This window comes from Gallaecimonas zhanjiangensis, assembly GCF_057624825.1.
Window position 1 is genome coordinate 2,192,714 of sequence record NZ_CM172603.1, and the last position, 18,600, is coordinate 2,211,313.

The 18,600-nt window shown below is 58.1% G+C and carries 22 protein-coding genes, 4 tRNA genes and 1 riboswitch; of the genes, 12 read left to right on the forward strand and 14 right to left on the reverse strand.

Annotation, left to right across the window (positions count from 1 at the left end):
- Positions 1 to 38: 38 nt before the first annotated feature.
- A complete protein-coding gene (locus AC22G1_RS10450) occupies positions 39 to 2,105 on the forward strand; it encodes an acetyl-CoA hydrolase/transferase C-terminal domain-containing protein (protein WP_487313339.1) in 2,067 nt (688 codons plus the stop codon).
- On the opposite strand, the gene arsB is transcribed toward AC22G1_RS10450, so the two are convergent.
- The 5 genes from arsB to AC22G1_RS10475 all read right to left on the reverse strand — a co-directional run bounded on the left by arsB (position 2,059) and on the right by AC22G1_RS10475 (position 5,293).
- Positions 2,059 to 3,114 (reverse strand): ACR3 family arsenite efflux transporter, encoded by a 1,056-nt coding sequence (gene arsB, locus AC22G1_RS10455; RefSeq protein ID WP_487313340.1) that lies wholly within the window; start codon positions 3,112 to 3,114, stop codon positions 2,059 to 2,061. The two genes, AC22G1_RS10450 and arsB, sit on opposite strands and share 47 nt — an antisense overlap.
- Positions 3,114 to 3,821 (reverse strand): arsenical resistance protein ArsH, encoded by a 708-nt coding sequence (gene arsH, locus AC22G1_RS10460; protein WP_487313341.1) that lies wholly within the window; start codon positions 3,819 to 3,821, stop codon positions 3,114 to 3,116. Before arsH ends, arsB begins: the two co-directional genes overlap by 1 nt.
- A complete protein-coding gene (locus AC22G1_RS10465; RefSeq protein ID WP_487313342.1) occupies positions 3,814 to 4,278 on the reverse strand; it encodes an arsenate reductase ArsC in 465 nt (154 codons plus the stop codon). The genes arsH and AC22G1_RS10465 overlap by 8 nt, the downstream gene beginning before the upstream one ends.
- A gap of 35 nt (positions 4,279 to 4,313) precedes the next feature.
- A complete protein-coding gene (locus AC22G1_RS10470; RefSeq protein WP_487313343.1) occupies positions 4,314 to 4,655 on the reverse strand; it encodes a metalloregulator ArsR/SmtB family transcription factor in 342 nt (113 codons plus the stop codon).
- 62 nt (positions 4,656 to 4,717) lie between these two features.
- On the reverse strand, positions 4,718 to 5,293 hold the full coding sequence (locus AC22G1_RS10475; protein ID WP_487313344.1) for a manganese efflux pump MntP: 576 nt from the start codon (positions 5,291 to 5,293) through the stop codon (positions 4,718 to 4,720).
- Positions 5,294 to 5,308: 15 nt separating this feature from the next.
- Positions 5,309 to 5,470: riboswitch (yybP-ykoY riboswitch) on the reverse strand.
- 122 nt (positions 5,471 to 5,592) lie between these two features.
- On the opposite strand from AC22G1_RS10475, the gene AC22G1_RS10480 reads away from it, so the two are divergent.
- Both AC22G1_RS10480 and AC22G1_RS10485 read left to right on the forward strand, forming a co-directional pair.
- Entirely contained in the window at positions 5,593 to 6,033 is a 441-nt protein-coding gene (locus AC22G1_RS10480) for an SH3 domain-containing protein (protein ID WP_487313345.1), read from the forward strand.
- Between the two features lie 136 nt (positions 6,034 to 6,169).
- The gene (locus tag AC22G1_RS10485; RefSeq protein ID WP_487313346.1) at positions 6,170 to 6,628 is read left to right on the forward strand and encodes a hypothetical protein; all 459 of its coding nucleotides are present in this window, start codon (positions 6,170 to 6,172) and stop codon (positions 6,626 to 6,628) included.
- A gap of 51 nt (positions 6,629 to 6,679) precedes the next feature.
- Here the strand turns inward: AC22G1_RS10485 and AC22G1_RS10490 are convergent.
- The 8 genes from AC22G1_RS10490 to AC22G1_RS10525 all read right to left on the reverse strand — a co-directional run bounded on the left by AC22G1_RS10490 (position 6,680) and on the right by AC22G1_RS10525 (position 11,126).
- Positions 6,680 to 6,766: transfer RNA gene (locus AC22G1_RS10490), tRNA-Leu, on the reverse strand.
- A gap of 11 nt (positions 6,767 to 6,777) precedes the next feature.
- Positions 6,778 to 6,851, reverse strand: a tRNA-Cys gene (locus tag AC22G1_RS10495).
- A gap of 55 nt (positions 6,852 to 6,906) precedes the next feature.
- Positions 6,907 to 6,980, reverse strand: a tRNA-Cys gene (locus tag AC22G1_RS10500).
- Between the two features lie 160 nt (positions 6,981 to 7,140).
- Positions 7,141 to 7,215: transfer RNA gene (locus tag AC22G1_RS10505), tRNA-Gly, on the reverse strand.
- Positions 7,216 to 7,378: 163 nt separating this feature from the next.
- Positions 7,379 to 7,927, reverse strand: a complete 549-nt coding sequence (gene pgsA / locus AC22G1_RS10510; protein ID WP_050660059.1) for a CDP-diacylglycerol--glycerol-3-phosphate 3-phosphatidyltransferase — start codon at positions 7,925 to 7,927, stop codon at positions 7,379 to 7,381.
- A 19-nt stretch (positions 7,928 to 7,946) separates the two neighbouring features.
- On the reverse strand, positions 7,947 to 9,755 hold the full coding sequence (gene uvrC, locus AC22G1_RS10515; RefSeq protein ID WP_487313347.1) for an excinuclease ABC subunit UvrC: 1,809 nt from the start codon (positions 9,753 to 9,755) through the stop codon (positions 7,947 to 7,949).
- Position 9,756: 1 nt separating this feature from the next.
- On the reverse strand, positions 9,757 to 10,401 hold the full coding sequence (gene uvrY, locus AC22G1_RS10520; protein ID WP_487313348.1) for a UvrY/SirA/GacA family response regulator transcription factor: 645 nt from the start codon (positions 10,399 to 10,401) through the stop codon (positions 9,757 to 9,759).
- Positions 10,402 to 10,523: 122 nt separating this feature from the next.
- Positions 10,524 to 11,126: a TetR/AcrR family transcriptional regulator gene (locus AC22G1_RS10525; protein ID WP_487313349.1), complete on the reverse strand. Its 603-nt coding sequence runs from the start codon at positions 11,124 to 11,126 to the stop codon at positions 10,524 to 10,526.
- Positions 11,127 to 11,271: 145 nt separating this feature from the next.
- Here AC22G1_RS10525 and AC22G1_RS10530 point away from each other — a divergent pair, with 145 nt between their 5' ends.
- Positions 11,272 to 11,829 (forward strand): carboxymuconolactone decarboxylase family protein, encoded by a 558-nt coding sequence (locus AC22G1_RS10530; RefSeq protein WP_487313350.1) that lies wholly within the window; start codon positions 11,272 to 11,274, stop codon positions 11,827 to 11,829.
- Positions 11,830 to 11,874: 45 nt separating this feature from the next.
- Here the strand turns inward: AC22G1_RS10530 and moeA are convergent, their stop codons facing one another.
- Positions 11,875 to 13,095: a molybdopterin molybdotransferase MoeA gene (moeA, locus tag AC22G1_RS10535; protein ID WP_487313351.1), complete on the reverse strand. Its 1,221-nt coding sequence runs from the start codon at positions 13,093 to 13,095 to the stop codon at positions 11,875 to 11,877.
- A 309-nt stretch (positions 13,096 to 13,404) separates the two neighbouring features.
- Between moeA and AC22G1_RS10540 the strand changes: the two genes are divergently transcribed.
- From AC22G1_RS10540 to fdhD, 8 genes are all read left to right on the forward strand, one after another.
- Positions 13,405 to 14,298, forward strand: a complete 894-nt coding sequence (locus AC22G1_RS10540; RefSeq protein WP_487313352.1) for a LysR family transcriptional regulator — start codon at positions 13,405 to 13,407, stop codon at positions 14,296 to 14,298.
- A gap of 267 nt (positions 14,299 to 14,565) precedes the next feature.
- The gene (gene moaA, locus AC22G1_RS10545) at positions 14,566 to 15,534 is read left to right on the forward strand and encodes a GTP 3',8-cyclase MoaA (protein ID WP_487313353.1); all 969 of its coding nucleotides are present in this window, start codon (positions 14,566 to 14,568) and stop codon (positions 15,532 to 15,534) included.
- On the forward strand, positions 15,535 to 16,083 hold the full coding sequence (gene mobA / locus AC22G1_RS10550) for a molybdenum cofactor guanylyltransferase (protein WP_487313354.1): 549 nt from the start codon (positions 15,535 to 15,537) through the stop codon (positions 16,081 to 16,083). It abuts the gene before it with no gap.
- A complete protein-coding gene (gene moaB, locus AC22G1_RS10555) occupies positions 16,080 to 16,583 on the forward strand; it encodes a molybdenum cofactor biosynthesis protein B (protein ID WP_050660096.1) in 504 nt (167 codons plus the stop codon). The genes mobA and moaB overlap by 4 nt, the downstream gene beginning before the upstream one ends.
- Position 16,584: 1 nt before the next feature.
- On the forward strand, positions 16,585 to 17,073 hold the full coding sequence (gene moaC / locus AC22G1_RS10560) for a cyclic pyranopterin monophosphate synthase MoaC (RefSeq protein WP_123421438.1): 489 nt from the start codon (positions 16,585 to 16,587) through the stop codon (positions 17,071 to 17,073).
- The gene (gene moaD / locus AC22G1_RS10565; RefSeq protein WP_487313355.1) at positions 17,066 to 17,311 is read left to right on the forward strand and encodes a molybdopterin converting factor subunit 1; all 246 of its coding nucleotides are present in this window, start codon (positions 17,066 to 17,068) and stop codon (positions 17,309 to 17,311) included. The genes moaC and moaD overlap by 8 nt, the downstream gene beginning before the upstream one ends.
- A gap of 1 nt (position 17,312) precedes the next feature.
- Positions 17,313 to 17,777 carry a molybdopterin synthase catalytic subunit MoaE gene (moaE, locus tag AC22G1_RS10570; protein WP_487313356.1) on the forward strand — a complete coding sequence of 155 codons (465 nt, stop codon included), beginning with the start codon at positions 17,313 to 17,315 and terminating at the stop codon, positions 17,775 to 17,777.
- The gene (gene fdhD, locus AC22G1_RS10575; protein ID WP_123421441.1) at positions 17,774 to 18,583 is read left to right on the forward strand and encodes a formate dehydrogenase accessory sulfurtransferase FdhD; all 810 of its coding nucleotides are present in this window, start codon (positions 17,774 to 17,776) and stop codon (positions 18,581 to 18,583) included. Before moaE ends, fdhD begins: the two co-directional genes overlap by 4 nt.
- Positions 18,584 to 18,600 lie beyond the last annotated feature (17 nt).

Here is an 18,600-nt window from a genome sequence, read left to right on the forward strand (position 1 = left end):
GCTAGCGTATCAACAACCTGCAAAACATAGGGGTAGCCATGCAGCAAGGATTGATGGAGCAGATTGAGGCGCAGCTCGGGCCAAATTGGGTGGTAGGTGCGCCTCTTGGGGTCGGCAAGGCCAACCGGCTGCTAAATGCCCTCTACCGCCATGCCAAGGCCCACCCTCATATCAAGCTGACCTTGATAACGGCGCTGTCGCTTAACCCACCGGTCGGCAAAAGCTTTCTTGAAGAGCGCTTTATGGCGCCCCTTCGTGAGCGCGTGTGGCGAGGCTACCCGCGCCTTGAGTACCTTGATGACCGGGAAAACGGCGCTCTGCCGGCCAACATTGAAGTACTGGAGTTTTACACCCGCTCCGGCGCCATTTTGCATAACCCCCGAGCCCAGCAGCACTACATTTCCAGTAACTACACCCATGCCGGGCGTGACATTCTGGCCCGCGGCATCAATCTTTTGGTGCAAGCCGTAGCCAAGCACCCTGACGGCCACCATTACAGTTTGGGCTCCAACCCCGACCTCACCCTCGACGTGGCCCCTGCCATGCATCAGGCCGAGCGCCCTACCCTGGTGATTGGCGAAGTGAACCCGCAAATGCCCTACCTGGGGAACGACGCCGAAGTAGCGGCGGCGTTTTTTGACCTTATCGTCGATGACCAAGACGACGGCTACCCGCTCTTTGCCACGCCCCAAGAACCCATTGGCCTTATGGACTACGCCATTGGCCTGAGGGCTTCAACCCTGGTAGAAGATGGCGGCACCTTGCAGGTGGGTATCGGCGCCCTGGCCGACGCCGCGGTAAAAGGCTTGCTGCTGCGCCAAGATTCGCCCTCTGACTACCAAGCCATGCTTGGCGCCCTTGGTGAAGCGCCCCGGCCGCCCCTTGCCGAGGGCCTTTATGTGGCCAGCGAGCTGATTTCCTACCCGGTGTATCGCCTTTTTGAAGAAGGCCTGGTGCGCCGCCGGGTCTACGAAGACGAAACCCTCCAGCAACTGGTTAACGACAATGTGTTGGGGGATGTACTGCCCGCCGATACCTTTAGCCGGCTATTGGCCGCGGGCGCATTGCCTGCTGTCTTGAGCGAGCGGCATCTTGCCTGGCTTGAGCGGTTTAATATCGCTGACATCAGGCTCCATGAAGACCGGCTGCACCTGGGCACCACCACCCTGGCCAACGATTTGACTGACGCCGCTACCCTCACTTTTCTAAACGCCCACAGCGCCGGGCGAGAGCTTGCCGGCGGCATTGCCCTGCATGGCGCCTTTTTTATCGGCCCCAGCGCATTTTATAAAGCCTTGCACGCACTTCCTGAGGCGCGCCGCGCCTTGATTGGCATGACCAGTGTCAGCGAAGTCAACCGCATCTACACCCACTACCGCCTTGAACAGCTGCAGCGCCAGCAGGCGCGCTTTATCAACATCACCATGAAAGCCACCCTGCTTGGTCATGCGGTCTCCGACCAACTGGCAGACGGCCAGGTGGTGAGTGGCGTGGGGGGCCAATACAACTTTGTGTCTATGGCCCATCAGTTGCCGGACGGCCGTTCGGTGCTCCTGGTAAAAGCCACCCGCGGTAGCGGTAAGAGCCTGGAGTCCAACATCGTTTGGGAATACCCCCACAGCACCATCCCCCGCCACCTGCGAGATGTGTTTATCTCCGAATACGGCATAGCGGAGCTTCGCGGCAAGACCGACAGCGAATGCATCGAGGCGATGATAAAAATTGCCGACAGCCGCTTTCAGGATACGCTCATCGCCAAGGCAAAGGCGGCCGGCAAATTGCCAGCGGCCTACCAGTTACCGGCTCAGTACCGCAACAATCTGCCAGCCGCCCTTGAAAATGCCCTGGCGCCTTTTAGCGGCAAACTCGAGCCCTTGCCCTTTGGCAGCGAGCTTACCGATGCCGAGCTGGAACTGGCCCGGCGCTTAGGAGGGCTTAAAAAAAGCGCCAGCTCCGTTACCGGTAAGCTGGCGCTTTGTTGGCGGGCGTTGACGGCAAGCGCCAGTACCGAGGGCGACAAGGCCCTCGCTTACCTTGGCTTAACGGCCCCGGCCAACCTTAAGGAGCGGATCTTTCAGCGCCTGGTACTGAGCCTTTATCGCTAAACCAGTGGCGGGTGCGGTTGGCAAAGGCCACCAAAGACAGCATTACCGGCACTTCCACCAAGACGCCGACCACGGTGGCAAGGGCTGCCCCCGAGTGCAGGCCAAACAGCGAGATAGCCACTGCCACCGCCAGTTCAAAGAAGTTGGAGGTGCCAATCATGGCCGCCGGCGCCGCCACCTGATGGCCAAGGCGCAGTTTGCAGCCGGTAAAGTAGGTCAGCGCGAAAATGCCGTAGCTTTGCACCAATAGCGGCACCGCGATAAGCACAATCACCAGCGGCTGGGCCAGGATAGTTTGGGCCTGAAAGCCAAACAACAGCACCACGGTGGCAATAAGGCCGAGGATGGACCAAGGCTTGGCCTTACCTAAAAAATCGCCAAGGCGCTGGTGATCGTCTTTCTTATCAAGCTTATGGCGGGTCAACACCCCGGCCAACAGCGGCAACACCACATACAGCAGCACCGCCAGCAGCAGGGTCTGCCAGGGCACCTGGATGTCACTTACCCCCAGCAGCAAAGCGGTGATGGGGGCAAAGGCGAACACCATCACCAGATCGTTCACCGACACCTGCACCAGGGTGTAGTTGGCATCGCCCTTGGTGAGCTGGCTCCACACAAACACCATGGCGGTGCACGGCGCTACCCCCAGCAAAATCATGCCAGCGATGTATTGCTGGGCACTGGCAGCGTCCACCAAGCTTGCAAAAAACACCTTAAAAAACAGCCAACCCAGCGCCGCCATGGTGAAGGGTTTGATAAGCCAGTTCACCACCAGGGTCAGGGCCAAGCCCTTGGGTTTGCGCCCCACATCTTTGATGGCGGAAAAATCCACCTGCACCATCATCGGGTAGATCATCAGCCAAATGAGTACCGCCACCACCAGGTTGACGTGAAAGAGCTCAAGGCCAGCCAGCATTGCAAAAAGCCCGGGGAAAAGGCTGCCCAGCAGCAGGCCAGCCACAATCCCAAGGCCCACCCAAAGGCTTAAATAGCGCTCGAAAATCCCCATCACAGGCTCCTTTGGTTAACGCGCTTAGACAGAGCCTCGGCGCTTTCAACTCGCTCGGAATAGCGGTCCAAAAGCACCTGGTTGTGGTCGCGGGTCAGCAGGGTAAAGCGCACCAGCTCCTCTACCACATCGACGATGCGGTTGTAGTAAGGCGAGGGCTTCATGCGGCCATCTTCCTCGAACTCCAAGAAGGCCTTGGCCACCGACGATTGGTTGGGGATGGTCAGCATCCGCATCCAGCGCCCGAGGATGCGCATCTGGTTGACGGCGTTAAAAGACTGGGAGCCGCCACAGACCTGCATCAGCGCCAAGGTTTTGCCCTGGCTGGGCCGCACCGCCCCCATCGACAGGGGGATCCAGTCGATTTGCGCCTTCATGATGCCGGTCATACTGCCATGACGCTCAGGAGAGCACCACAGCTGCCCTTCGGACCACAGCACCAAGTCGCGAAGCTCTTGCACCTTGGGGTGGCTGTCAGGCTCGCCGTCGGGAAGCGGCAAGCCGGCGGGGTTAAAGATGCGGGTCTCGCAGCCCATGGCGCTAAGCAGCCTTGCCGACTCTTCTACCACCAGGCGGCTGTAGGAACGCTCTCGCAAAGAGCCGTACAACAGCAGGATACGGGGAGCATGGCTGCTAAGAGGCCGGTTAAAGTCGGCCGCCGCCGGCACTTTGAACTGATCGACATCAATATTGGGCAGCTCAGACATGGGCCAGCGCCTCCATCTTGGCCTTAAGGGCCTCACCTGCCAGTGGGCCAGCGTCTAGCAAGCGTTGGATGCGCTTTTCCAAGATGCCGATAGTAGCCAGAAAAGCGGCTTTTACGTCCTCTTCGGCGCCAGAGAGCGCACTGGGATCTTTAAGGCCCCAATGCACTTTAACGGCTTTGCCAAACCACACCGGGCAGGCTTCGCCGGCGGCGCTGTCGCATACAGTGACCACCAGATCAGGGGCAAAGTCTTCAAACTCGTCCCACGATTGGCTGCGAAGACCGCCGGTGCTATAGCCCGCTTGTGCCAGGTATTTAAGGCTCAAAGGATGCACCTGCCCGGCCGGCTGGCTGCCAGCGCTTCTGACCTCCAGCAAGGCGCCGCCCAATTGGCGGCTGACCGCCTCGGCCAGAATGCTGCGACAACGGTTATGGGTACAGACAAAGAGGATCTTCATATATGGATTTCCATATGTTTTGAGACAAAAAATTTTCAGCAGCAGCGCTTGCCCGGCCGGTTGGCCATGGCGCCCAGGGCGGCTTTGGCCTCTGCCAGCGCCGGGTTGGCACCCGCCGCCGCTTCACCCAACATGCCTTTGGCCCAGACCGGCAACTCGGGATGCAGGCGATAAAACACCCACTGGCCGTCACGGCTATCAAGCAGCAACCCGCATTGGCGCAGCTGCGCCAGATGGCGCGACACCTTGGGCTGGCTTTCGGCCAGGGCCTCGGTCAGCTCGCAAACGCAAAGTTCCCCTTCTTCGGCCAGCAGCAGCATGGCGTTAAGCCGGGTGGGCTCGGCGAGGCATTTGATGAAGGTCAGGGTATCTATCATGACGACTCCTAAGACATACGGAAAATCATATATATGATTTTCCGTATGTGAAAGCGTTTTTATCAGGCAAGGCCCAAAAGGTGTTCGCGAAGGATAACGCTACCGACCACGATCAACACCACGCCCCCCAGCAGCTCGGCCCGCTTGCCGATCATCGCGCCAAGGCGCTGGCCCAGCATGATGCCGAAGGTCACCATGGTCAGGGTGGCAAGGCCAATAAGGAGCGAGGCTTCAAAGATATTGACGTCGATAAAGGCAAATCCCAGGCCAATGGCCATGGCGTCAATGCTGGTGGCAACAGCGGTCAGCAGCATCATCACTCGGGAGCGTTTGGCCTTGTCGTCAGCCTCTTCCCCTTCTTCGGGTTTTTGCAGGCCTTCATGGATCATCTTCAGGCCCAGGGCCAGCAGTAAGCCGAAGGCCAGCCAGTGGTCCCACTTGACAATATAACTGGCGGCGCCGATACCAATCAGCCAGCCGATCAGGGGGGAAATGGCTTCTACCGAGCCAAACAGCACGCCGGTTTTAAAAGCACGGCCAAAGTGGGGGTGTTTAAGGGTGGCGCCTCTGGCAACCGCGACGGCAAAGGCGTCGGTTGACATGGCAAAAGCGATAAAAAGCAGAGATACAAAGCTCACGGTTACGTTATCCAGGCCGGGCGGTAGTTACCACGACAGCACGCACGCCCAGCCTTTATGGCGCGAAACTGTCGATGGTCTCACCTACCTTTCGGTCGCCTGTACCACGGTCATGAGGACCGAGAATGTTGACACAGGCACTTTCCCAGAAGGAAAGTCGGCTACTCCCCAAAGCGGGGCCAAAGGTAGCAATTTTGCCTGTGAACCGCAACCATAACTGAACGCAGGCCCTAGAGCTGTTGCGGTAAAGGCGCCATGAAACCTTAGAATCGGCTCAATTACCCACAAAGAGAACAGCCATGAAAGTCATTCTCCCCCTGCTGGCTGCGGCCAGCCTGCTGCTCCCCGCTGTTTCACAAGCTGCGCCCTGCAAAGAAGGCAAACCTTGCCAGGAAAGCCACTCTCCCCAACCAGAGCAACATCACGACCAAAACATGCACCAGGGCATGGGTGATAAGGCCGAGCAACACAAACCCGAGCACGGCCCCGGCAAAAATGAACATGCCATGGCCGGCAAAGGGGAACATCGTGGCCCGCCCCATGCCGTACCTGGGCACAACTACCGCATTAAGGTAAAAAGTGCCCGTATCCGCAGGGGCCCCGGCACCGGTTACGGTATTGTCCGCACCCTGCCCCTTGGCCATAACGTGGTGCCGGTTGAAGTATCCGGCAACTGGGTCAAAATCGATGTGGGCGGCCAGGTAGGCTGGGTATCGATTAGCCTGCTGGCCGAGCTGTAAGGACAAAAAGCCCGGCATCTGGTGCCGGGCTTTTCCGAACATATCACTGTTCGCTCTTTCGCCTTCTCTCGCCTCGCTGGTTGCACTCCTGTCAAAGCGCACTATCTTTGCTGAATATGTAGCAAGGATGCTGAACATGACAACACGCAAAGCAAGGCAGCGTTTCCAACCATCCTCACGCGTTTCTCCTGCGGCAATCCGTGGCCATTACCTTAGCCAAATGCTGGCTTTGGCCCTGTTCACCGGTGTGGTTATTGCCTGGGTTGCGTACGACATCCACAACCGTATCCGCCAGGCTGGCCAAATGACGTTGGCGCAGATCAACGCTCTGCCGGCGCCAGCGGCCGGCTTGCCCACAGGCTTTTCCCCATCAGACAGCTCCAGCCTGGCACTGGTGAAATACGTTAAAGGGCATATGGATAACCCAGGCAGTTTCGTGCACGTCAAAACCGACTATGAAGACCACTATCCCGACTATTACCTGGTTACCATGACCTACGGCGAAGGCAACGACCAAGGCAAGGTGGTGACCCGCCATATCGAAGCCAAAATGGATACCGATGGCGACTTGATGCAGGTGACGGCGTATTGGTGATAGGAAGGGTAAAAAACAAAAAAACCCAGCTCTGCAGCTGGGTTTTGCGTATGGTGCCCGGAGCGGGACTTGAACCCGCACAACGCGAACGTCGAGGGATTTTAAATCCCTTGTGTCTACCAATTTCACCATCCGGGCTGGTGTAATGATGGAGGCGCGACCCGGAGTCGAACCGAGATCCACGGATTTGCAATCCGCTGCATAGCCATTCTGCCATCGCGCCATTATCGGGTTAGGCTTGTCGCCCAGATAACCGCTTGAAGCCGTTATCTTTTATCTGGAGGCGCGACCCGGAGTCGAACCGAGATCCACGGATTTGCAATCCGCTGCATAGCCATTCTGCCATCGCGCCTTGGGTGAACATCGCTGTTCTTTTGATAAGAACCGGTAGGTTACCGGTTTTATCTAATTCGACGTGGGAAACCAGACTAGCCTCTGCCGACATTCGGCTCGCGACCGTCGCGATTCTCACACCGCGTAGCCAGTTAATCTCACCAACTACGTCGTAAATTTGGAGCGGGAAACGAGACTTGAACTCGCGACCCCAACCTTGGCAAGGTTGTGCTCTACCACTGAGCTATTCCCGCATTGTCTTTGCTCTACAACCTGGCGCAAGGCCCGGTCTACAGCCGCCGGGTACCCCCGGAAGTGCGAGCCATTCTACCTTTCTGCCGGGGCGAGTCAATAACGTAAAACATTGAGTTATGACTGTTTAGCCAAAAAAACAGCAATCAGGCGCTGTTTTGAGCATTAAGCCCCGGCCTTGCTCCACAGATCCTTCCAGGCAGCGGCAAGGTAACTGATCATCGACCACAAGGTCAGGATCACCGCGATATAGAGTAGCGGCATACCCAGCACCACAAAGGGCTCCCAGCTAGACACTAGGCCAATCAAAGCCAGCATCTGGGCAGTGGTTTTTACCTTGCCAATCCACGACACCGCCACATGGGAACGTTTGCCAAGCTCCGCCATCCATTCACGCAGGGCAGAGATAACAATTTCACGGCTGATCATGATGATGGCCGGCACCGTTACCCACAGGCTCTGGTAATCCTCAACAATCAGCACCAGGGCGGCAGTGACCATCACCTTGTCGGCAACCGGGTCTAAAAAGGCGCCAAAGGGGGTGGTTTGCTGAAGTTTGCGGGCCAGATAACCGTCCAGCCAGTCGGTGATGGCGGCCAGCCAGAAGATAAACGCAGCGCCATAGTGTGCCCAGGACACCGGCACGTAAAACAGCACCAGGAAAATGGGGATCAGCAGCAGCCTGAACAGAGTAAGCAGGTTTGGGATGGTCATGACAGTACGGGGAGGCCCTTCAATGGCTGTGCAGTGTAGCATGGATCTTCTCGGCCAATGAACGACTTATACCCGGCACCTTGGCCAGTTCGTCGATGCTGGCCGACCTGACTTGCTGCAATCCACCCAGGAATTTCAGCAGTTGTTGGCGCCGCTTGGGGCCCACCCCTTCGATGTTCTCCAAGGTCGAGGTACGCCCGGCTTTGGCTCGCTGGCCACGGTGGCCGGTAATGGCAAAACGGTGCGATTCATCGCGAATATGCTGCACCAGATGCAGGGCCGGACTGTCCGGCGGCAAGGTCAGCTCCTTGCCGCTGTAGCCAAAAATAAGCACCTCCTGCCCTGCCCGTCGGTCGACCCCTTTAGCCACGCCAATGATCAGCGGCGCCCGCGGCCAGTCTTCAAAATGGGCTTCGGCCTGGGCCAACTGGCCCTTACCACCGTCGATAAAAAGGATGTCCGGCAAGGTGTCTTCCGGGGATTTAAAGCGCCGGGCCATAGCCTGGGCCATGGCGGCGTAGTCGTCCCCTGGGGTAATGCCCTCGATATTAAAGCGCCGGTAATCGGATTTGAGCGGGCCTTCAGGGCCGAACACCACGTTGGACGCCACGGTATGGGTGCCCTGGGTGTGGGAGATATCAAAGCACTCCATCCGCTCAATGGGCGTTTCCAGCCCCAAAAAGCTTTTCAGGGCCTTATAACGCCCGGCAAGGGTACCTTTATGGGCCAGCTGGGCATCAAGGGCGGTTTCGGCGTTCTTGCGAGCCAGCTCCAGGTAGCGGCGGCGCTCACCCCGGACATTGGTTTTAAACTGCACCTTGCGCCCGGCATCTTCGCTCACCGCTGCCGCAATCAGGTCTAGCTCAGGCAATTGGCGGTCCAGCAGCACTTCGCTGGGGACCTGGCGGCCATGCATGCCGCCTAGGTAGAACTGCTGCAAGAAGGCCTCAAAGGCCTCGATGCTGTCGGTGTCTCTGGGGATCTTGGGAAAATAACTGCGCGAGCCCAGCACTTTGTTGTCTCGCACGATAAGCACCTGTACCGCCAACACTCCCTGGCGCTCGGCGGTGGCGATAATGTCCAGCTCTTCGGCGTCGCCGCTTACCCACTGGCGCTCTTGAACGGTCCGCATGGCTTGAATTTGGTCGCGAAACCGGGCTGCGTCTTCAAATTTCAGGCCTTTGGAGGCCGCTTCCATATTGGCTACCAGATCGGCAATCACCTGCTGGTTCTTGCCGCTCAAAAACAATTTGGCAAGTTTCACCTGCTCGGCGTACGCCTCGTCGCTCACATAGCCCGCCACGCAAGGGGCGAGGCAACGCTTAAGCTGATATTGCAGGCAAGGGCGGGAACGGTTGCGATAAACGCTGTCGTCGCACTGGCGCACCGGAAACAGCCGCTGCATCAGTTTTAAAGACTCGCGTACCGCGCCGGCCGAAGGGTAAGGGCCGAAGTAGTCGCCTTTTTCTTTGCGAGCCCCCCGATGCACCCCAAGGCGGGCATGGCGATGACCGGACACCAGAATATAGGGGTAGCTTTTATCGTCCCGCAGCAGCACGTTGTACTTGGGTCTGTGGGCTTTGATCAGGTGGTTTTCGAGGATAAGGGCTTCGGTTTCGGTGTTGGTTACCGTCACCTCGATATGATTGATGTTGGCCACCAGCGCCACTGTTTTCGGGCTTTGCTGGGAGCGGGTAAAGTAGCTTGATACCCGCTTTTTCAGATCCTTGGCCTTACCCACATAGATGACGGTGCCGTCACTGTCGTACATGCGGTAAACACCGGGCTGGCCGGTGAGGTTTTTCAGGAAGGCTTTGACATCAAACATCTCAGAGCTTGCTGGTATCCAGCATCCCGTGGCGAATGGCCAGGTGGGTTAGCTCCACGTCGTTGGTGATGTCCAGCTTCTCAAAGAGGCGGTATCGGTAACTGTTCACCGTTTTGGGGCTCAGGTTCAGCTTCTCGGAGATGTCCTGCACCTTCTCGCCCCGGGTGATCATCATCATGATCTGCAATTCACGCTCGGACAGCTGGTTAAAGGGGTTGTCGTCCACCCCGCTGAACTGGCGCAGCGCCATCTTCTGGGCAATGTCCGGCGCCAGGTAACGCTGGCCGACGCTTACCGCTTTGATGGCTTTGATCATTTCATCGGGGTTGGCGCCCTTGGTGAGGTAACCGGCAGCGCCGGCCTGCATCACTTTTTGCGGGATGGGATCTTCGGTGACCACGGTCAGCACGATGATCTTGGTGTCGGGGCAGTAACGGGCCAGCTTGCGGGTAGCTTCCAGGCCGCCGATACCGGGCATGTTCATGTCCATCAGCACCACGTCGGGGGCATCCTCGCGGCACAGCTTGATGGCTTCTTCGCCGGTTTGGGCTTCGCCAACCACCTTGAAACCTTTTGTATCTTCGATGATGCGGCGAATACCGGTTCGCACCAGGTCATGATCATCAACCAGCAAAACCTTGATCAAGCGAGCCCCCAACAGGCGATAAATATCTGGATCCCAATCTAAGCAAAGGCCGCCAGCCAAGCAAGTTGTTCCCGGCCATTACCGCGACAAGTGCCCATAAATAAAACAAAAACCGCGATTTATCAGGCTGCTGCTACCCGCATCCCCTCGATTTGCGCGGCCAAGTCCTCGGCAAGGGTCTTTAAAAGCTTAGGGTCGTGGCGGCGCTGGGCATAAGAGCGAAGCCCCATAATGGCTACCTGCAAGCGGCTGGCCAGCAGCGCCGGCTCGGCATCATCAGCCAACTGGCCAAGGGCCTTTGCCTCGGCAAAAGCGGATGCAAAGCGCGCTTCTATATCGGCAAGGCAATGCTCTGCCAAGGCTTTGCTGGCAGCCTCCCCTTCCCCTAATTCGAGCAAGGATTTAACCAGCATGCAGGCACAGGACGGCAACCCGGCATCCCCCAGGCAACCAAAGCGGCGCACATGCTCGGCAAGGCCATGCAAAGGGTCGCGGCTTGCATCCAGGCTTTTTTGAAGCTCGCCAGCGCCAAGCTCGGCGTAGCGCGCCAAAGCCTCTTGAAATAACCCTTCTTTGCTGCCAAAGGTGGCGTAAATGCTGCCGGGGCGCATATCCAGGGTCTTTTCCAGGTCCTTCATAGATGTGGCATAAAAGCCCTTTTGCCAGAACAGTGCCATGGCGTCATCCAAGGCTTGTTGGCGGTTAAAAAGCGTACTTCTTGCCATGGGGTATCGGGGCCGTTTTTGATTAAAGGGAAGTATTTAGGCCAGATAATAAACCAACTTGAACGATCACTCAAAAATTAACTTGAGTGATCGCTCAAAATGCTTTTAGAGTGACGGCACACCCATTGCCATCACAGGCTCACCCATGACCGATTTTACCGTCTACACCCTCGATAACGCCCCGGAGCAAAGCAAAGCCCTGCTGCAAAAATCCATCAGCGCCTTTGGCCGCCTGCCAAGCCTGCATGCAGTGATGGCCGAAGCCCCAGGGCTCTTGGAGGGTTACCAGCAGCTGCACCAATTGTTTTTAAACAGCAGTTTTAACAACGACGAAAAAACCGTGGTGTGGCAGACCATCAACGTAGAGAACAACTGCCACTACTGTGTTCCGGCCCATACCGCCATTGCCAAAGCAATGGCGGTGAGCGACGAGATAAGTAACGCCCTTCGCGACGAAACTCCGCTGCCCACCGCCAAGCTCGAGGCCCTGCGCACCTTTACCCTGGCGATGATGCGCCAGCGCGGCTTTGTGGAAGACGATAAGGTCCAGGCCTTTTTAGACGCCGGCTTCACCCGCCGCCAGGTGCTGGAAGTGGTGCTGGGTCTTGCCCAAAAGGTGATGAGCAACTACACCAACCATCTGGCCAAAACCCCCATGGACAGCGCCTTTAGCAAGTACGAGTGGCACAAGAAAAGCGTCTGATAAAAAGGCCACCCGAAGGTGGCCTTTTTTAGCGCGAAGTGAAACTCAGCTTGCCAGCATGCTGCCAAAGGGGGCAATTACTACCCCTGCCCCGGCTTCCACCGATCCGGCATCTTTACCCAGCAAGATGTAGCAGTTGGCGTAGGCCACCGAGCTCAGCACCCCGGAGTTTTGATTGCCGGTGCTACGCACCATCAGCCGCCCGTCTTCCTGCCAGAAAAAGCCGCGCTGGTAATCGGCTCGGCCCGGCTGCTTTTTCAGTTTATCCACCGTGGTTGCCTGCCAGCCGTGCGCCGCTGCAGCCAGCTCACCGGTCAGGGCTTTAAGCACAGGTTGCACCAACTGATCGAGAGTGACCGCCGCCGCCACCGGGTTACCCGGCAGGCCGAAGAACCAGCAATCACCCAGTTTGCCAAAGGCGAAGGGTTTACCGGGTTTGATGGCTACCTTCCAAAAGCCAATCTCCCCCATTTTCTCGAGGATCTGGCGGGTATGGTCGGCGCTACCCACCGACATGCCGGCGCTGGTCACCAGCACATCGGCCTCGGCCACGGCGCGTTTGATGGCCGCTTCAATTTGCAAAGGGTCATCTGCCACCAGGCCCAAGTCCAATACATCGGCGCCAAAGCGCTCGAGCATGGCCTTGATAAGAAAGCGGTTGGAATCATAAAGCTGGCCTTCAGCCAGGGGCTGGCCGGGCAGACGCAGCTCGTCACCTGTGGAAATAACGGCGACTTTCAAGCGCTTGTGTACCTTAAGCTGGCCCTGGCCAAGGGAGGCCAAAAGGCCGATATCCGCCGGCTGCAGGCGGTGGCCGGTTTTTAGAATGGTGCTGCCTTCTTGGATGTCTTCACCCTTCAAGCGCACGTTATCTCCCTGGCGCGGGGCGGCGCTGAAACGAACCTTATTGCCATCGACCAAGGCCAGTTCCTGCATCACCACCGTGTCGGCCCCTTGGGGGATAACGGCGCCGGTCATAATGCGCACGCAGCCGCCTTGGGGCAGCTCGCCACCATAAGGGTGGCCAGCCAGGGCTTCGCCGCACAAGGTAAGAGCGGCACCTTCGGCAAGGTCGGTAAAACGCAAGGCGTAACCGTCCATCGCCGAGTTATCGAAACCGGGTACCGAGAATCCGGCCACCACGTCACCGGCCAACACCCTTCCCAAAGCCTTATCAAGGGCCACCGATTCGGTTTGGCTGGAAGGTTCGACGCGGCTTAGCATCTGGCTCAGGGCATCAGTAACGGGAAGCAGTGGGTTATTCATCTTTTGCCTCATGAAGTGGGCCGGGCAGGCACAATCGCCCTTACACTTTTTATGTAAATCATTTACACATCTACAGCGAAAAACTCGCCACATCTTCTTGATAAAAGATAAAAAAGACACACCAAGAAGACACTTGTTCGCAATTGGACCCGCCGAGATGCATATGCCAATGGCCGAAGAATAACACTGGCGGGCGGGCTAAAGGCAAGCTGGGAACAGGTCGGGCCGGGGCCAGCGCGGGTTCAAGTTTCTGTATTCTTTTAAGGTATTACCGCACAATAACAACAGCAGAGTTACCCCGGTCTATCTATGGATATCAAACAGCTTAAATTTCTGATCGCCCTCGATCAGACCCGCCATTTTGGCAAGGCAGCAGAGCTGTGCCACGTTACCCAACCTACCCTTTCCACCCGCATCAGCGGCCTGGAAGACGAACTTGATCTCACCCTGGTGCGCCGGGGCCACCGTTTTGAAGGTTTCACCGAAGCTGGTGAGCGCATTTTGGCCTGGGCTAAAACCTTGCTGGCGGCCCACGACGGCTTGCAAGCAGAGGCGGCCAATTTTCGCGGCCAGTTGGTGGGAAACCTGCGTATCGGCATGGTACCGCTATCAAGCTTTGACCCCATGTTGCTGCTAAAGCCGCTTTCCGAGCGTTACCCGGAGCTGAGCTTTCAGCTCTCGGCGCTAAGCTCGGAGCAAATTATCGACGGGCTTGGCCGTAACCATCTGGACTTGGGGCTGTGCTATCTCGAGCACATCAATCTTGAGCAGTTCGAGGTGCTGGAGCTGGCTCAAACCAGCATGGGTTTGCTGTTTGACAGCCGCTATTTTCAGTTCACCCAAGAAGCGCTTTCCTGGCAAGAGACCTGCGAAGTGCCTCTTGGCATGTTGTCCAAGACCATGCATTTTCGCCAATCCATTACCGCCAGGCTCAGAAGCGAAGGCTTAGACCCACAGCCGGTGATGGAAAGCGACTCCACATTTCACCTGGTGCAGGCCGTTCGAGCCGGGATCTGCTGCGCCATCATGCCCCTGCATATCGGCCTTGAAAGCCTAAGCGGCGACATGCGTATGCTGCCGATCGCCAATGCCCACACCAAGGCGCCAATCGGGCTGCTGCGCCGCCTGGGTGAGCCAAGCTCGGCCCTTGCCGAAAAGTGCTTTGAAGAAGCCCGCGCTCTTTTTGGCGGCCAGACCAGCTAAGCGCCTTGGCACCGGCCTGTTAAGCTTGAAAGAACAAAGCGTTCCAGCCGGTCAATAGACAGCCCTTATTGGCGAGTTACGGATTTCAATTGGACCGCACCGGCCACGGCCGGTACCCTTTGTAATCAAATGCATGCCAGCCAGGCAACGCATTGTTTCGTAGCCGGTTCCCCATGGATGCAGGGCCAAATGTTACAGTGAGTTAAGGTTGTTCCCCGGTGAGGTCGATACCGGCCAACCTGCCCGCCCGGACAGTTGTGAGGACACATGCTGCAAGACAAATTTGGTCGCCGTTTTCACTACCTGCGGTTGTCCATTACCGACGTATGTAATTTTCGCTGTAGCTATTGCCTTCCCGACGGCTATCAGTGCGATAGCCCGCGCGATTTTCTCGAGCTCGATGAGATAACCACCGTGGTCAAGGCCTTTGCCGGCCTCGGCACCTCCAAGATCCGCATCACCGGCGGTGAGCCGTCGCTGAGAAAGGACCTGCCCGAGATAATCAAAACCTGCGCCGGGACCGAGGGCATTAAAGAGGTGGCCGTTACCACCAATGGCTACAAGCTACCCCAGATGATTGATTCTTGGGCCGAGGCGGGGCTGACCAACCTTAACGTCAGCATCGACAGCCTCGACCCACGCCAGTTCAAGGCCATTACCGGCCATGACAAGCTGCAAACCATACTGCAAGGGGTCGACCGGGCCCTGGCCCTTGGGCTGAAGGTAAAAATCAACAGCGTTCTGCTCAAACCCTATTCCGAAGCGCTGCTGGGCACCGCCCTTGATTGGCTCAAAGAAGTGCCGGTGTCACTGCGCCTTATCGAGCTGATGCAAACCGGCGATAACCACGACTTTTTCAACGCCAACCATGTTAGCGGCCTGCCCATTAAAGAGCAGCTCTTGGCCCTTGGCTGGCAGCAAGCCGAGCGCAGCGTCACCGCAGGCCCTGCCCAGGAATTTAGCCACCCCAACTACGCCGGGCGCATCGGGCTTATCATGCCCTACAGCAAGGACTTTTGTTCCAGCTGTAACCGGCTGCGGGTATCTGCCACCGGTAACCTGCACCTGTGCCTCTTTGCCGAGCAAGGCCTGCCGCTGCGCCCCTTGCTAAAAGAAGGGGACGTGGCCGCCCTGCAAGCGCGGCTCCAATCCCTGATGGGTAAAAAGGAAGCCACGCACTGGCTGCACGAAGGCTTTACCGGGGCCACCAAACAACTGGCCATGCTGGGTGGTTAAATGCTGTACGGATTGGTGTTGGCCGGCGGGCAATCAAGCCGCATGGGGCAAGACAAAGCCCAGTTACAATTTGACGGGCAATCGCTGTTAGAACGTGCCAAAGCCCTGCTTGGCGCCAGTGGCTGCCAAGAGATACTGGTTAGCCGTAACCAGAACGGGTTTATCCAGGATATCGTTGCCAACGCCGGGCCCCTTGGGGGCATTCATGCCGCCTTGGCACAGACCCCCAATGGCGCGGCGCTGCTGGTGCTGCCGGTGGACATGCCCTTTATGGACGCGCCCCGGTTGCAAGCTCTGATCAACGCCGGCAAAACCCATGGCCGCCCCAGCTACTTTGACGACTGCTTCTTGCCCCTCTATTTACCGGTCAGCCAGGCTGCCAAAGATTTTCTCGGCAATTTACTGGCCAACGAGGGCCAGGGTCGGGTGCGGCGCCTGCTCGACCACCTCGATGCCATCGCCCTGCCCTGCCCATCGGCGCCGCTGCTGCAAAACCTCAACACCCCGGCCGATTGGCAACAAGCCACCAGGAGTGAAACCCTCTCATGAGCCATGAACCTTTGAATATCGCCGTACTTACCCTGTCAGACCGCCGCACCCTGGCCGAAGACAGCTCCGGCCAATACCTGGCCGAGGCCCTGGTCAGTGCCGGCCATCGCCTTGGCGACCGCCAGCTTATTGCCAGCGACCGTTACCAACTGCGCGCCCTGGTCAGCCAGTGGATAGCCGATGCCGCCATCCAGGTGGTGCTGATTAACGGTGGTACCGGGTTTCACCCCCGCGATTGCGCCCCCGACGCCCTAAAGCCGCTGTTTGACCGGCCGGTAGAAGGCTTTGGCGAGCTGTTCCGGCACTTGTCTTTTAACGAAATTGGCACCTCGTCACTGCAATCCAACGCTTTTGCCGGCCTTGCCAACGACACCCTGATTTTTTGTATGCCAGGCTCCACCAATGCTTGTCGCACCGCCTGGGAGCAGCTTATCGGGCCGCAACTCAGCATCGACACCAAGCCGTGCAACTTCGTGACCAAAGTCAGCAAGAGCAACTGAAATGAGCACCCTTAGCCACGTTAACGCCCAGGGCGAAGCCTCCATGGTGGACGTGACCGAAAAAGCGGTCACCCAACGCCAGGCCAGAGCCCAGGGCTTTATCACCATGAAGGCCGAAACCCTGGCCCTTATCAGCGACGGCCAAATGCCCAAAGGCGACGTGCTGGCGGTTGCCCGTATCGCCGGTATTCAGGCTGCCAAGCAGTGCGCAAACCTCATTCCCCTGTGCCACCCGCTGATGCTGAGCAAAGTGGCGGTGGATTTTGAGATTGACCACGCCAACCGGCGCATTGCCATTACCAGCCTTTGCAAACTGGCCGGGCAAACCGGGGTGGAAATGGAAGCGCTGACCGCCGTGTCGGTAGCGGCCCTGACCCTCTTTGACATGTGTAAAGCGGTAGACCCCGGTATGCAGATTGACGGTATCCGCGTGCTGGAAAAGCAAGGCGGTAAAACCGGCCACTGGCAGAGCGAGGCCGCCGATGATTAACGTGCTGTTTTTTGGCCAGCTCCGCGAGCAACTGGGCCAGGAGCAATTAACCCTTAGCGAGGTGCCGCCAACCGTTGCCGCCCTTCGTGAGTATCTGGCCCGCGAATTTGCCGATAAGGCCAGCCAGCTGGCCGCCGGTAAGGCGCTGGTGGCGGTTAACCAGACCATGAGCGACGAGCAGGCCCCCCTGGGGGCTGGCGACGAAGTGGCGCTGTTTCCGCCGGTGACCGGAGGCTAAGATGCAAGACCATATCGGGGTGCAAACCGAGGATTTCAGCCTGGCCGAACAGTACGCTCTGCTCTGCCAGCAAAACCGCCAAGACGGCGCCGTGGTGACCTTTGTCGGCCTGGTGCGCGACATGAACCAGGGCAATCAGGTAACGGGCCTGACCCTCGAGCATTACCCAGCAATGACCAACAAGGTGCTGGCCGATATCGTGGAACAAGCCCGCGCGCGCTGGCCCCTTGGGCGGGTGCGGCTTATTCACCGGGTTGGCCCCCTCGATTTGGGCGATCAAATCGTGTTTGTTGGGCTCAGCGCCGCCCACCGAGGCGACGCCTTTGCTGCCTGCGAGTTCATCATGGACTTTTTAAAGACCCAGGCGCCCTTTTGGAAAAAAGAGCGCAGCACAGACGGCGAGTACTGGGTTGAAGCCCGCCAGCAAGACCAGCAAAAGGCTGGCCGCTGGGACGACAAATCATGATCCTGCCTGACGCCGACGGCTTTAACGCCGCCCCAGAAGCGGCCAGCGAGTTTGAATTTGCCGAACTCGACGGCACCAAAGGTCACTTCCCGCTGGCCAGCGAAACCGCCCTTGCCATCAGTTACAACGGCATCAACCAGGCGGTGATGATGGTCTCCCCCGGTAACCTCGAAGATTTCGTGCTGGGCTTTAGCCTGACCAACGAGATAGTCGAGTCGCCGGCCGATATCTACGACATCCAGCTAAGCGCCGGTGAAGAATCCCACAGCGCCGAGGTGGAAATTGCCAGCCGCAATTTCTGGGAGCTGAAAAAAAGCCGCCGCCTGATGGCCGGCACCACCGGCTGCGGAATTTGCGGCGTTGAGGCCATAGAACAGGCCCTGCCGGAGCTGATTGCCCTCACCCCGGCGCCGCTGCCGCCCGCCGCGCTTTTTGACAATCTGCGCCAGCGCATCAGCGAGGCGCAAGAAGTGGCCCGCGCCAGTGGCGCCCTGCACGCCGCCCTTTATGTCGACGCCAAGGGCGAAATTTTGCTGTGCCGCGAAGATATTGGCCGCCACAACGCCCTGGATAAACTGATTGGCGCGCTCTTTAACCACCACATCGATGCCGCCAGCGGCTTTGTGGTGATGACCAGCCGCTGCAGCCTTGAGCTTATTCACAAGGCGGTGCGCGCCAAAATCGCCACCCTGGTTACCCTCTCGGCTCCCACTGCCCTTACCGTGAACTGGGCCAGGCGTTATCGGTTAAACCTTATTCATGTGCCGCATCGAAGCGCCCCCAGGGTGTACAGCCCCGCCCCTTAACGGGCAGCGCCAAAACC